General features: G+C 60.7%; 17 protein-coding genes. 8 read left to right on the top strand and 9 right to left on the bottom strand.

The features are described from left to right. Positions 1–37: 37 nt before the first annotated feature. The 3 genes from M6D32_RS04010 to M6D32_RS04000 all read left to right on the top strand — a co-directional run bounded on the left by M6D32_RS04010 (position 38) and on the right by M6D32_RS04000 (position 1,069). A complete protein-coding gene (locus tag M6D32_RS04010; RefSeq protein ID WP_298253594.1) occupies positions 38–211 on the top strand; it encodes a hypothetical protein in 174 nt (57 codons plus the stop codon). Between the two features lie 153 nt (positions 212–364). Next, complete coding sequence (locus M6D32_RS04005) at positions 365–550, top strand: hypothetical protein (protein ID WP_298253593.1); 186 nt, start codon at positions 365–367, stop codon at positions 548–550. A gap of 333 nt (positions 551–883) precedes the next feature. Further along, the gene (locus M6D32_RS04000; protein ID WP_298253591.1) at positions 884–1,069 is read left to right on the top strand and encodes a hypothetical protein; all 186 of its coding nucleotides are present in this window, start codon (positions 884–886) and stop codon (positions 1,067–1,069) included. Between the two features lie 110 nt (positions 1,070–1,179). Here M6D32_RS04000 and M6D32_RS03995 read toward each other — a convergent pair whose 3' ends face one another. The 4 genes from M6D32_RS03995 to M6D32_RS03980 form a co-directional block, all read right to left on the bottom strand. Next, complete coding sequence (locus tag M6D32_RS03995; RefSeq protein ID WP_298253589.1) at positions 1,180–1,452, bottom strand: hypothetical protein; 273 nt, start codon at positions 1,450–1,452, stop codon at positions 1,180–1,182. 130 nt (positions 1,453–1,582) lie between these two features. Beyond that, positions 1,583–2,032 carry a hypothetical protein gene (locus M6D32_RS03990; RefSeq protein WP_298253587.1) on the bottom strand — a complete coding sequence of 150 codons (450 nt, stop codon included), beginning with the start codon at positions 2,030–2,032 and terminating at the stop codon, positions 1,583–1,585. A gap of 253 nt (positions 2,033–2,285) precedes the next feature. Beyond that, on the bottom strand, positions 2,286–3,041 hold the full coding sequence (locus M6D32_RS03985) for an alpha/beta hydrolase (protein WP_298253585.1): 756 nt from the start codon (positions 3,039–3,041) through the stop codon (positions 2,286–2,288). Between the two features lie 84 nt (positions 3,042–3,125). Further along, on the bottom strand, positions 3,126–4,253 hold the full coding sequence (locus M6D32_RS03980; RefSeq protein WP_298253583.1) for a threonine synthase: 1,128 nt from the start codon (positions 4,251–4,253) through the stop codon (positions 3,126–3,128). A 504-nt stretch (positions 4,254–4,757) separates the two neighbouring features. Here M6D32_RS03980 and M6D32_RS03975 point away from each other — a divergent pair. Further along, entirely contained in the window at positions 4,758–5,249 is a 492-nt protein-coding gene (locus tag M6D32_RS03975) for a septal ring lytic transglycosylase RlpA family protein (RefSeq protein ID WP_298253581.1), read from the top strand. Positions 5,250–5,598: 349 nt separating this feature from the next. Here the strand turns inward: M6D32_RS03975 and M6D32_RS03970 are convergent, their stop codons facing one another. The 3 genes from M6D32_RS03970 to rocF form a co-directional block, all read right to left on the bottom strand. Next, positions 5,599–5,850, bottom strand: coding sequence for a hypothetical protein (locus M6D32_RS03970; RefSeq protein WP_298253579.1), 252 nt, complete (start codon positions 5,848–5,850; stop codon positions 5,599–5,601). A gap of 44 nt (positions 5,851–5,894) precedes the next feature. Beyond that, positions 5,895–6,152, bottom strand: coding sequence for a DUF3606 domain-containing protein (locus tag M6D32_RS03965; protein ID WP_298253577.1), 258 nt, complete (start codon positions 6,150–6,152; stop codon positions 5,895–5,897). Positions 6,153–6,778: 626 nt separating this feature from the next. After that, a complete protein-coding gene (rocF, locus tag M6D32_RS03960) occupies positions 6,779–7,735 on the bottom strand; it encodes an arginase (protein ID WP_298253574.1) in 957 nt (318 codons plus the stop codon). 227 nt (positions 7,736–7,962) lie between these two features. Here rocF and M6D32_RS03955 point away from each other — a divergent pair, with 227 nt between their 5' ends. Both M6D32_RS03955 and M6D32_RS03950 read left to right on the top strand, forming a co-directional pair. Continuing rightward, complete coding sequence (locus tag M6D32_RS03955) at positions 7,963–8,214, top strand: PilZ domain-containing protein (RefSeq protein WP_298253572.1); 252 nt, start codon at positions 7,963–7,965, stop codon at positions 8,212–8,214. Positions 8,215–8,287: 73 nt separating this feature from the next. After that, entirely contained in the window at positions 8,288–9,787 is a 1,500-nt protein-coding gene (locus M6D32_RS03950; RefSeq protein ID WP_298253570.1) for a tetratricopeptide repeat protein, read from the top strand. Positions 9,788–9,793: 6 nt separating this feature from the next. Here the strand turns inward: M6D32_RS03950 and M6D32_RS03945 are convergent, their stop codons facing one another. Continuing rightward, positions 9,794–10,993 carry a GAF domain-containing sensor histidine kinase gene (locus M6D32_RS03945; protein ID WP_298253568.1) on the bottom strand — a complete coding sequence of 400 codons (1,200 nt, stop codon included), beginning with the start codon at positions 10,991–10,993 and terminating at the stop codon, positions 9,794–9,796. 108 nt (positions 10,994–11,101) lie between these two features. Between M6D32_RS03945 and M6D32_RS03940 the strand changes: the two genes are divergently transcribed. Then, entirely contained in the window at positions 11,102–11,479 is a 378-nt protein-coding gene (locus tag M6D32_RS03940; RefSeq protein ID WP_366145816.1) for a hypothetical protein, read from the top strand. A gap of 137 nt (positions 11,480–11,616) precedes the next feature. Continuing rightward, entirely contained in the window at positions 11,617–12,456 is an 840-nt protein-coding gene (locus M6D32_RS03935; protein ID WP_298253615.1) for an alpha/beta fold hydrolase, read from the top strand. A 256-nt stretch (positions 12,457–12,712) separates the two neighbouring features. Here the strand turns inward: M6D32_RS03935 and M6D32_RS03930 are convergent, their stop codons facing one another. Further along, entirely contained in the window at positions 12,713–13,066 is a 354-nt protein-coding gene (locus M6D32_RS03930) for a phasin (RefSeq protein ID WP_298253566.1), read from the bottom strand. Positions 13,067–13,401: the final 335 nt, after the last annotated feature.

The following is a 13,401-nucleotide window of genomic DNA, read 5'->3' as shown; positions in this document are numbered from 1 at the left end:
GCTCGCTTGAGCACTTTAAGTGCTTGGGGGAGTTCTGATGAGCGACGACAGGGAAAGCGAGCGGATCAAGCCAGCGAAGCAGGAAAGCGCGCCCCGCTGCCCGGCTTGCGCGGCCTTTTCCCATCTCGCAGCCAAACTTCTCGACACCCAAAACGGCAAGACGGTCCGCCTGTATCAATGTCAATGCGGCGAGCGCATCTGGGACGACTAGCCGGCTCATGGGACGACTAGCCGGCTGAAACAAAGCCGCCGCATTCCTCTTCCATTCCCCAACGCTGCCTTTGGGTTTTCGATTTGCGAGCATTCGATTTGCCGCAACTTTAGCCCTCGATCGCAGTTAACGGGAAGAGATCAGGAGCAGGCGATGAACGATCCGATGAAGAGCCCGCGCTTTTGGCGTGATCGGGCGGAAGAGACCCGGAGCAAGGCCGAAAGCTATCGCATCGCCGAGCGCGAAAAGAAAAGACTGCTCAGGATCGCGACCGAGTATGAGCAACTCGCTGAACGTGCCGAACAATGGCAGACGGCTTCTCAGGCCGAACGACAATGAGGGCCGCGGCGCGCGATGCGTGCCGCTGCATGGTTTACTCGCCTTCCGAAATATCCTGACTGATCCGCCGGTAGACGCCGGCCGGATCGACACGGGCGAAATCGCGCAAGCCCCAGGGCCACGATTCAAGTCTCCCGGATGGGTCGCCTGACCAGTTTTAACCGCCCGGTATGACCGGAATTGGCCGCCGGCGGCCCGCCAGCTCCTGCCGGCTAAACCGAAATTAAAGATTTTCTGCAACTTATTGTCGGATTCGAAACGGCCGAGCGCCGGGGTCTGGGCGAGCAGCGGAAGCGCGGCCGTTTGTTAGCGATCCCTTCACCGGAGGGTATGATGCTTTTTGTAGCTGGAGCGCTGGCAGTCCTGTCCGCTCTTTTTTACGCCGCCGGCAACAACGACATCGGCTCGTTGGGCACAACGATGTGCCAATATGGCGACACGTTCTGCGACCACCCTTCCTATGTGTTCGTGGGCGCGGTGCTGGCCGCCCTCTGGGGCACCTTCGTCAGCATCCGTTAACTCCCTTTGACGCCGGGGCCTGCAAGGGCTGCCGTTCTTTACAACTTCGCTGAGCCTTTGGTGGCGTCGGATTTTTCGCGCGCTCCGCATGCAAGCAGGATGCGCGCCATTTATGGCTTTGGATTGGGCGGTTCGACCTGCCTGGGCAAGGACGGATCCGGCTCGACCGCATCACGCGGTTTGGTTGGCGCGACGCTGGCGCCAGCCGCGCGCGCGGCCTCGCCAGTGGTCTGGTAGTGCGTGGCAAGCTGGGCGGTTTGAACATGCGGATGCGCCCACGGGCCGTGGTCGACGACCAGCATCGCCAGGATCCCGAAAATCGCAACCCCCAGCGCGACGCAAACCGGCCGCGCGCCGTATTGCCTCGCCTGATCGGAGATCATTCGAACACCTCGCCTGACGTTTCCTCTTCAGGGAAATAACAGGAACGGGTCCGCGAAGGTTCCGCACGTCCATGCCGGTCCGTGTTCCATCAGGGGCGCATTTTGGCGGGCCTTTGTTTCCGCACACCGCTCAATGCGCTGCCAGCACCGGCGAGACCGCTTTCTTGTCGGACAGATCGATGACCTCGGCAGGCTTGACCGTGTCCCATTTGATCGAAGCCGAATTTTTCCGGTAGAACTTAACCATGACCGCCTGGACCTCGCGGTCGTTGCCGTGCCTGTCGCGAACCGTCATCAATCCGGTCACCTGGACGCTTTTCAGCTTCGGATATTTTTCCAGTGCGGCAGGAATAACCGTCCGCGCGATCTCGCCGAACTCCCTCTTCAAATCGCCGTGCTTCGCGACGAGCGGATCGAGCCTGAGTTCGACCACAAGGCATTCATCGGGAACCGTAACGATCGTCCACGGACGCAAGCCGGGCTTGGTAATGAGATTTCTGGCGAACATCGCGGCGGTTTCTGCCGCCATGGCAGGGCCCGGGAGGAACAGTGCCAGGATCAGAGCAGTCACAATTTTCATTTCGGCACCAGGCGTTTTCAATGCGGTCTGCTCGGACTATCCGATCGGGTACGGGCTTTCGCTGGCGGGAGGCTCTCTGCCTCAACGAAGGCAGCCGCAGGGTAGCAGAGTGGGCATTCCCTGAGCAATCGAGGATGTCTACTTCGGGTTCTAGTACCGCCGATCTGAAGTCCCTGCACCACAAGCGGCGAATTCGATCGGGCACTAGCCTTCGTCCGCGTCGACGGCGCGCGTAGCCGGCGCCTCCGGCGATCTAACCCCGCAGGAACGCCTCCATCGAGGTCGCGAGCGCCACCGGCGTCTCGTTCATGGGATAGTGCCCGGCGTTCGGCATCACCTCGAGGCTCGCGTTCGGATACCAGGCGAGATAGGTCGCCTTCATCACATCAGCAGTCAGCGCGCCGTCGTTGGCGCCAACGATCACCTTGACCGGCAAAGTCTTGCCCTCGATCTCGGTGTGGAAGTCGGTCTTCGCCCAGGCCTGGAGGTAGCCGGCGAACGCCTCGCGGGTCGAAGTCTCCTCCGAGTAGCGCGCCATGTGATCGATCCAGGCGTTCGAGAGCCGATTGCCGGTGGAGAAATCGATAATCATGCGGCGGTTGTCACGGCTCGCCGGTGCGCCGCTGAACAGATTCCAGCCCTGTTCGTCGAAAGGAACGCCTGACGCCGGCACCGGCGTCACCGCGACCAGCTTGCGTATCCGCGCCGGCGCGTCGGCAAGAATGCGCTGCACCGCCATGCCGCCCATGGAGTGGCCGATCAGGCTGAACTCCTTCCAGCCGAGCTTGTCGGCGACTTCCAGCGCGTCGGCTGCAATCTCCTTCATGGTGTAGTTGCCGCTGATCTGGCGAGAGATCCCATAACCGCGATACGCGACGCTGGCGTAGGTGAATTCGCTCAAGGAGAGCGCATCGCGCAGTGGCCGAAAGGTCGTGTGATCGCCAAACCATCCGTGCAGCGCAAGGACCTTGTGCGCGCCGTCGCCCATCGTCTCGTAACCGATCGCCATGTCGCGTCTCCTCTCTTTCGTGCCTACCTTTGTTGCCGCCGCAACTCGAAGGCCGGGGCCACGAGCGGATATAAGCGTTCCGGCTCATCCGACCAGATCGGCGACGGCGGATGCCGCCTTCAGGCCGGTGCCGGTGAGGATCACCACGGTGGTTTCCCTCGCCTTGATCGCGCCGATCGCCGTCAACTTCTCCAGAGCGGCGGCTCCGCTCGCGCTGGTCGGCTCGGCGAACAGTCCCTGCCGCGCCAGCCGACGCAAGGCGGCAACGATTTCCTCTTCGGTCAGCGCGACCGTGCCGCCGCCGCTCTCGCGCAACGCACCAACCATCTCGCGCAGGCGCATCGGATGCCTGATCGCCGTCCCCTCGGCGATGGTCTTGTGAACTTCGCGCGCGACCGGCGTATCGACGCCGGCACGGAAGCTCGCATCGATCGGCGAGCAATTGAGCGGCTGCGCCGCGAACAGACGCGGGAGCTTCGCGATCTGGCCTGCTTTCATCAGTTCACGGAAGCCAAACGCGCATCCGAGCAGGCTGCTGCCCGCGCCGACCGGCATGATGACATTATCGGGGGCGCGAAATTCCAAATCTTCCCACAGTTCGTAGGCGAACGACTTGGTGCCCTCCAGAAAGAACGGCTGCCAGTTGTGGCTGGCGTAGAACGTCTCGTTCGACTGGCGGATCGCCTCCGCTTCCGACTCTTCGCGCGGCCCCTCGACCAACTGCACTTGCGCGCCGTAAGAGCGCACCTGCGCGATCTTCGCAGGCGAGGTCGACGCAGGTGCCAAGATCTTGACGCGCATCCTTCCAGCCGCGCCGAGGCCGGCCATCGAGGACCCGCCGTTTCCCGAACTGTCTTCCAGGATGGCGTCGACGCCGATCTGCTTGAGGAACGACAACATCACGGCCGAACCCCGGTCCTTGAAGGAGCCGGTCGGATTGAACCATTCCAGTTTGAAGAACGGACGAAGGTCGCCCCAGGCCTGCTCGACGAGCGGCGTACAACCTTCGCCCAACGTGATCGGCTTGTCGATCCGAACCGGCAGCGCCGCCTGATAGCGCCAGAGCGAGCGGGTCCGCCCGTCGATGTCGTCGCGCGAGATGCCGGCGCCCGGCGTGACCAGAAGGGGTGTCCGGTCATCGGAGCACCAGCGCGGCACGGCCAGCGGATAGGTTTTTCCATTGCGAGGATCGACGTAGCTTGCCCCGGGCATGGAGACTCCAGATGGTTGGCGATACACGATGTCTGATCTTGATCGACGTGTACACCATCCACTCCGCGTCAGCGGAAGCCGGGTTCCCGGTCTGCGATTCGCCTCAACCGGAGTTTTGCAACACACGAAATCGCCGCCGCCGGCAGGCACGACAGCCAGCGGCGGCGCATCTCATCCGGAACCGGCAAAGACGAGTCCGCCATGCACCCACAGGTGACATCCGTGCTTGCGGCGAGTTGTGGCTCAATCATCACACCCGATGGAAATCGCTGGGTTACGCCGTGACTGATCTCGTTCAGCCACGGTTCTGCCCTCATTCGGGCCGGGGCTTAGCTTGGGGGCACGAGTTGGGGATGCAGCATGTTTCCCGTCAATGGCGCCAATAGAACTGCCAGGAGTTCTGCCAGGAGTACTGTCAGGAGTTCTGCCAAGAGTTCGTATGTAGCGATCAGAGCAAAATCTCTTCCGATCGCCTTCGCGGTCGCGGCGGATCGCTCGCGCGACGTGTCCAGATTGCTCGTCGTCGTTCTCGGGGCCGCGTCTCTTGCGGCCTGCGCTCAATCCACGACGGTGCGGAATTCCGGATTTGCAAGCCACGAGCGGCAGGCGTCGGTACAGCACGAGCGGACGGCCTCCGTCGTCACCAAAAGGCGTGTCGCATCGGCAAGGAAGCATACGCCGTTCGCGCGAGACCACTATACAGCCCCGACGCAGATCGCCTCGCACGGAATTGCCAGCTTCTACACAGAGGGGCAACAGACCGCGAGCGGAGAAAAGTTCGACACACACGATTTGACCGCAGCCCACCCTACATTGCCGTTTGGCACGCGCTTGCGGGTGACAAACATGGCGACCGGGCGGTCCGTGACCGTGCGGGTCAATGACCGCGGTCCGTACGTTCCCGGACGAATTGTCGATGTCTCACGTTCTGCCGCCAACGCGCTCGGGATGGTTGAGAGCGGCACCGCAAAGGTCAAGCTCGACGTTATCCAATAGCAAGCCGCGTCCTTGACGGGTGCAGTTTTGGATCTGCAATTCGCTCCCCGAGCTTGCAGCCGCGTAACGCCTGTCCCTTGTCGGTGGGCGGCCTTGTTTTTTCGCCTTTTGAAGAAACCATTTTCCAAGGCCCGCGACACAGTCCTGAAACAGAACCGGGTCTAGCCTTCTCCACAGACCAACGACGGGGATCGGTCATGTGGAGAGTTATCCAGGAACTGTATCGTGAGTATTGCCTGGCCCGCTTGCAGGAAATGCGGAAGTACGAGCTTTCACACTGAGCGATGGCCGGGAACGAACGCCCCTTCGAAAGCGCACCCTTGACGTTCCGGCGACATTTCAGCGCGGCTCAGCGCTTTCCTTCCTGTTCTTTCCCGGGGTTCGCCGCACCAACGGTGGCATGCTCCTGCGCCATTGTCCGAAAGTCCTGCGCGATCAATTGCGACGGCGTAAGCTCTGACTGCTTCTTCGTATCGGCGGATTGGCTTGCGGGCTGACTTTGGCCAGGTTGCGCGGCCGGATCGCTCATCGCAGTGCCGGCAACGATACCAAACAGAGCGACAAGCGCCAGGGTTCGACCGTTCAAGGTTCGACCGTTCATGGCGATACTCCCTGTGATCGCGAAAAAGCGCGCGACCCCTTATATTAGACTGCGGTGCGTTCTTCGGCGGTCTCGGCAACCGCCGGTTCCTGAACCGAGGCGATAACCACCGCCGGAGGCTCTGTCACCAGCCGTTGCAAGTCCGCTTCCTTGCGAACAGCGGCGAGAGAATCGCCGGCCTTTTGAACGAGACCAACAAGCTGCTTTTCCGAAACCTTGAGGCGCTTCCTGACAATCCGAACTTGAACCCGATCGCGCAAATCCAGCTTGTTGCGCGTTGCGCTATACCGGTGGCCGCGCATGACGTCTCCTGATCAAAATGAGGTCTGGGTACCGGGTCCGGACGGGAGTTGAAGCCGTCTGGACTAGTGCCCACTTTCCGAAGTCCGTGTTACATCTCAGCACGACCTTTCACGGACTTCGGAAAGTCATGGACACTAGCAAACTTATTGATTCTAGTGCCGCTTTTCTATTTGAAGTTCCTGAACAGAACTCGCCGCTTGTGGTGCAGGAACTTCAAATAGGCGGCACTAGGTTGGTGGCTGTGCCGCTCTCTGCGAAGATTCTGTCTCCTGGAGGAAAAGCGCCCAGAGCCTCCCATGTTCCGCCGACGATCAAATTTCGTTGGATGTTCGCGGCTACGACACTTCTGAAATGGTCACCAGCCGGCATCAGGCGGGCGTAGCCTGAGCGGCGCGCCGCGCAAGCTCTCCATCATCCCGCTCGCCGTCCGTGCATTGCCCTCGCATTCAAATTCGACGCGCGAGTGGAGTGGATTTGACATTCGCTACCCAGCCGACCCGCGAGTTTGATTCGCGAATGTCAAATCCTAAACTCCACTAGAAACATATATTTGCTAGTGGTTCTTTGATTCTAACATTCGCAAAAGTGGCCGCTGCGAAGGGATGCGAATGTTGGAATCGGACCACTAGATCGCGTTGGTCGGCGTCGGACGGTCTGATATCTGCTGGCCAAACAGGCTGCCGATCAATTCCACCACGCTGCGCGCGGTGCGGCCGCGCTCATCGAGGAACGGATTGAGCTCGACGATGTCGAGCGAATGCACGATGCCGGAATCGTGCAGCAGCTCCATGATCAGATGCGCCTCGCGATAGGTCGCGCCGCCCGGCACCGTGGTGCCCACGCCCGGCGCCACCTCCGGATCGAGAAAGTCGACGTCGAAACTCAGGTGCAGCACGCCGTTTTCCGCCTTCACTCTGTCGATGACGCGGCGGATCAGCACGCTGACGCCGAACTCGTCGATCTTGCGCATATCGGCGACACTGACGCCGCGCAGCTTCACCAGCTCTTTCTCGAGCTTGTCGATCGAGCGCGTGCCGAACAGCTCGAGCCGGCTTGAATGGATTGACGCGCGCGGCTCGTCGCCGAGCAGCCCGTCGAGCCCGTCCTCGCCGCAGAGAAACGCGGCCGACATGCCATGCATGTTGCCGGTGATCGTCGTCGTCGGCGTGTTGTAATCGGCATGCGCGTCGAGCCACATCACGAAAAGCTCTCGCCCGGTCTCGCGGCAATGCCGCGCCACGCCGTTGATCGACCCCATCGAGAGCGAATGATCGCCGCCGAGGAAGATCGGGATGGCGCCGGTTCGTGACATCTCGTAGGCGCGCGCGCTGATGGTGCGGATCCAGCGCTGGATTTCGCGATAGTGTTTCGTATTGTCCGGCGCCTTGTCCTTCAGCGCGGCGATGCCGGCAACCGAGAGATTGCCGTGATCTTCGACCGCAAAGTCGAGGCTTTCGAGCAAAGTGAGAAGGCCAGCCGTCCGCAGCGCATCGGGGCCCATCAACGTACCCATCTGCGAGGCCCCGATCTCGATCGGCGCGCCGAGAACGGCAATTTCTTTGGGGGATTCGCGATCGATCATGGCCGGTCATCCTTTAAAGACAGGGTGCAACGTTGCGAGCTTAGCGACGCCCGTGCGATTCTGGTATGCCGGGCAAACTCCGGGAAAGGACGGAACCGAATCAGCCGTCCTTGTCATTTCTGGAAACGAAAAAGACTTCAAATCCAATAGCCGCCTTCTTGATCATTTTGCGAACCGGGCCGAAAATTGCGCCGGCCGGTGATTCAATAGCAGGAACGCAAGGCGCGATGGACGACGAGCACCGAAACACACCTCGGCACCGGGTGTTGAAGGGCGCGCGCATTGAGTTTAGCGGCGGCGCGATCGATTGCACGGTGCGCAACCTTTCCGACAGCGGCGCGGCGCTGGACGTGACAAGCCCGCTCGGAATCCCGACCGAATTCACGCTGGTGACTGACGGCGATCACCGTCCCTGCCGTGTCGTCTGGCGCAAGGAAAAGCGCATCGGCGTCGCCTTCGAGAAGCCGGAAGGTGGCTGAAGGTTCGGCTCGCGACCCTTGCGAATCAGCGATAGTGCGCGCCTCGCATCTCCAAGAGGCGCCGCATAAGCCCGTGACCCAACCGCAAGCCAAAGCATCCGCCGCCCTCGCCTGGCGTCCGCGCCTCGCGCAGGAAGCGCGGCTCGTCGAACTCGACATGGAACTGGCGCAAGGCGGCGAGGACGCGGCGCGTTTGCACATCGAGATCGAGCGCGCGGCGCTGCTCGGCGCGCTCGATCGAAGGGGCGAGGCGCAAACCGCCTTCATCGATATCCTGCGCCGGCATCCGACCCATTTCAGCGCGCTCAACGAATTCGGAACGCTGCTCGCTGCCCATGGTGCTATCGACGCCGCCTGCCGCGTCTATACCGAGGCGATCCTGCACCATCCGGACAACCCGATGGCGCGCGTCAACCTCGGCAACCTCCTGCTCCGCGCCAATCGCCATGCGGAAGCGCGCACCCATTACGAGGCCGCGCTGAAGGCCGATCCCGATCACCCCGGTGCACATCAGGGACTGGGCGCGGTCCTGTCGGACGAAGGCGACCGCGAGGCGGCTGCTGCGCATTTCAGGAAAGGCTTTGGCGGACGCGCGATTTCGGCGCTGCCCTATCGCGGCGAAGGTCCGCCGATTCCGTTGTTGCAGCTGGTCTCCTCCGGCGGCGGCAATATCCCGACCGCGCCGTTTCTCGACGATTCTGTCTTCCTCACCACCGTGGTCGTGGCCGACCATCTCGATCCCCACGCGCCGCTGCCCAGTCACGCCTTGATCTTCAATGCGATCGGCGACGCTGATTTGTGCCAGCCGGCGCTGGAAGCCGCGATCCGGCTCACGGCCGCGACCCGCGCGCCCGTCATCAACGACCCGCGCGCGGTGATGAAGACGGGACGCCGCAACAACGCCACTGAGCTTGCCGCCTTGCCGGGTATAATCACGCCAAGGGTCGAGGCCGTGCCGCGATCCACCCTCGCCGGTTCCGAAGGCGCGGCCTGGCTTAGGGGTCGCGGCTTCACCTTCCCGGTTTTATTGCGCTCGCCCGGCTATCATACGGGGCGCAATTTCGTGCAGGTAGAGAAAGCGGCCGATCTTCCCGCCGCGACTGCGGACCTGCCGGGCGACGAAGTGCTCGCGATCGAATACCTCGATGCGCGGGCTAAGGACGGCAATGCGCGCAAGTTCCGCGTGATGATGATCGGCGGAAAACTCTTCCCGCTGCATCTGGCGATTTCGCGAAATTGGAAGGTGCACTATTTCACCTCCGACATGGCCGACAAGCCGGATCATCGCGCCGAGGAAATGGCGTTCCTCGAAGACATGCGCGGCGTGCTCGGCGACAAGGCTTTTGCGGCGCTGGGCGCAATATGCGGGCGGCTCGGCCTCGACTATGCCGGCATCGATTTCGGATTGAATGCGGCAGGCGACCTTCTGCTGTTCGAGGCCAACGCCACCATGGTGATCGCCGCGCCTCCCGAGAACGACCCGCGCTGGGCCTATCGGCGTGGCGCAATCTCGGCTGTGATCGACGCCGTCGTCGCCATGATCAAGGACAGAGCGCGCATATGGAAGCCGTGACGCAGGTCAGCGCGCCTGCGGCATCGTGAAGATGAACGTTGTTTTTCCGGCCGTCGAATCGGCGCTCAACGTGCCGCTATGAGCGCGGGCAATTTCCGAAGCGATGAAGAGGCCAAGCCCCAGACCCTGTTGGCTGGGACGGTCGCCGCGCGAAAAAGGCTTGAACAGACTCTGCATCGCCTTGCTTGAGATCGGTGTCCCGAAATTCGTGACACTCAGCACGAAGGCCCCGCCTGTTGTTGTTTTTGCGACGATCCGGATCGGCCGGTCCGGATCACCGTGAGTGATGGCATTTCCGAGGAGATTGGAGAAGAGCTGGCCAATCCTGCTTCGATCGCAGTCGATGGGCTCTCTGATATCGATATCCGTTTCGATGACGGCGGCGGGCCAGGCCAGTTTCGATTCACCGATGACCTGCTCGAGAACAGGCGCTAGCGGCGCATTTGCGTCGCTTCCGATGGTCAGGCCGCCGCCGAGCCGTCCTCTGGCAAAGTCCATGAGATTGTCGACCAGGCCTGTCATCCGCATCACCGATTTCTGAACCATGGCGATGATTTCCGGTGCCTTGCCGTTATCCAGATTTTTGAGGAGGACGCGCATTCCGGCTTCGACAGAGGCAAGGGGGTTGCGGAGATCGTGCCCCAGTACGCCGATGAACTGTTCGCGCAGTTCGGCCGTTTTCCGCTCGTCGAGCAAGTCGGCCTGACTGCTTCGCAGCTTCGCCTGGCTTTGTTCGAAGCGGCTGTTGAGTTCCAGTTGAACCGCGATCAGTTCGCTCAATAACTGAAACGAGCCGAGGACTTCAGGCTTGTTCAGTAGGCGCGGCTGTGGGTCGATCGCACAGAGCGTGCCCCATATTTCTCCGTCGGAAAGGACGATGGGAGCGGAGATGTAGCTGCGGAAGCCGTACATCGCAGGCGTCGGATGATTGCAGAACGCTTCGTCGATCTTTACGTCGTCAATGACGACGGTTTGGCCATGCTGGCGTATCTCGTTGCATATGGTCGTTTCGACGCGAAGCTCGCCGCCCGCTTCGAGGCCGAAGTGGATGTTGTCGCGAACCGCGCAACACACCCACCTCTCCGAGGTGACGCGCGCGATGGCCACAAATCCCATGCCGGTCAGTCGACCGACCACGTCCAATATTTTGGGTACTGCGCCAATATTCCGTATGGCGTCGATGTCGGCCTTCAAATCGCTGGTCATGGTCCAATCGGATTTATACTGAAGTCTCGCAAATACTGTTTAGGACTGTGGCAAATAACGTTTGATCTCTGCAAATGTTATTTTGGAACATATCGCGGCGTTGGGGGATTGTCGTCGTTCGCTGGAGCTGCAGTGGCCTATTCCTCAATGCAAAAAGTGGTGATTCTGATTGTCGAGGACGAGGCGCTGATCCGCGTGCATGCGGCCGATATAATCCGCGATCTGGGCTTTGAGGTCATCGAGGCCGCCAACGCCGACCAGGCCATTTCACTGCTGGAGTCAGCTCCAGAAATCTCCGTGGTGTTCACATCCAGATGCCCGGCACGATGGATGGGCTCCGGCTGGCTGAAGTGGTGCGGAAGCGGTGGCCGCCGGTGGCGCTGCTGGTCACGACAGGACGTTTCCGGCCGCAGAACCGCGACCTGCCGGAAGACGCTCACTTCCTGCCAAAGCCGTACATGCTGGGCGACCTCAAAGCCTATCTAGGGCGGCCGCGTCCGACGAATGTTGCATGGCAAAAAGTCGCAGATTTCGGAAATTTAATCCTCTCGGGCGCGGCTCCAGGCTCCATGTTGCCGCGTTTAATCACCATACTGTCATCAACAAGAACACGGGGATGGAACATGAAACGCGCGTTTGCGGTATTGGCCTGTGTCTGCCTCCTGGCGGGCGGTCTCTACGCCGCTGCCAGCAAATGGGCCATTCGTCACGAGACGCTCAATCTGTTCGACCCGGTGCGGCAGCGGCCGGTGTCGGTCGATGTCGCGGTGCGCCGCGACTATGAGAGAAAGGCCGACGACGGCTACTGGAAGCTGCCGGTCGCTATCATCAGTAACGGCAACACGGTCAAGAACACCGAATACTCCTTCCTGGAAAACGTCTTTGCCGCGCGCGGCTATCTTGTCGCCAGCATCGAGCAGGACCTGCCGAGCGATCCGCCGCTGATGACCAGGGTGGGGCTGCCCTATGTCGGGCGCATCGGCGTCTACGAGCGCAGCGAGGCCAATATTCTCTTCGTCCTCGGACAGCTGAAGAAAATCCAGCCCCATGCCAACTACGATCACCTGACGATGGTCGGACATTCCAACGGCGGCGACGTCGCGATGTACTTCGCGAAAGAACACCCGCAGATGGTGTCGAAGATCATCACGCTGGACAATCTGCGCGTTCCCTTCGTGCTCAACAAGAAGATGAAGATCCTGTCGTTCCGCTCGAGCGATCCTCATTTCAAGACCGATCCCGGCGTGCTGCCGACGCCGGAGCAGGCGAAGCTCGACGGCATCGACATCGTCAAGACGCCGTTCCAGCACACCTGGCTGAGCGACCGCGGCCCCGAGGAGGCGAAAGAGAAGATCCAGGCCACGCTCGACAAGTTTCTCGGCAAGACCGCAACCAGCGATCTTTCGCCGGTCGCCACCGACAATCCGCTGATCGCCAAGATGGGCCCCGGACCCTATCCATAGAGGCTGCCTGATCCTCGCCCGCGGAACGCGTGGGGAGGGATCGAGCACAACGGCTGTTCGGACCAGTATGTTGCCCATCAGGTTTCGGAAATTCGAAAGACGCGCCCGTGTCTTGCCATTCGTTTCTCGCGTTGAGCGGAAACATCAGGAATGGCCGGAGCAAATGAATTCGCTCTGAAAACCGACCCAAGATTTCACAACCTGAAAATCCGGGCGTCCAGTTTTTCGTTTAACGAAAATAGCGGTGAGGATTCGGCTAAAGCTTCGGTTTCATCGTGTCCTTTGCCACCGACATCACGTCGCCGCTGATTTGCCGCATATGCTCGCCGGCATTGGTGAACTGGCTGCGCAGGAATTCCGACTGGATCTGCATCGCCTCTTGAAGGTCGGTGGCATGCACGAGCTTGCGGGCATGTTCGAACGCCGCCTTCATGTTCTGCTGGGTGAAGGCAAGCGCCTGCTTCGATATTTCCGTTCCAGGCGTCGAGATAGTGGAGACGGATTTGTTGGCGGCGTCGAAAAACATGCCGAACGCGCGTTCAGCCTGGTCGATGGTCTTTTCGGCCAAATCCCTGAGCTCGGCCGGCACTTCCAGTTTCGGTTCGGACATCGCCACGATCCCTTCGGTTTTGCTAGTGGTCCGATTCTAACATTCGCATCCCTTCTCAGCGGCCACTTTTGCGAATGTTAGAATCAAAAGGACCACTAGCGAATATATGCTTCTAGTGGAGTTTAGGATTTGACATTCGCGTTTCGCGAGCTCGCAGCCAGGTGGGTAGCGAATGTCAAATCCACTCCACCAGCGCGGTGAATTTGAAGTTCCTATCAGTTTCGCGGTAACCTCATCATAGGAACTTCAAATTCTAAACCGCACTAGAATCATATAATTGGCTAGTGCTCCTTTGATTCCGAAGTTCGTAAACGTGGAAGCCGCAATATGGTACG

Source organism: Bradyrhizobium sp., from assembly GCF_027307225.1.
Classification (GTDB): Bacteria; Pseudomonadota; Alphaproteobacteria; order Rhizobiales; family Xanthobacteraceae; genus Bradyrhizobium.
This window is presented reverse-complemented; position numbering and strand designations above follow the sequence as displayed.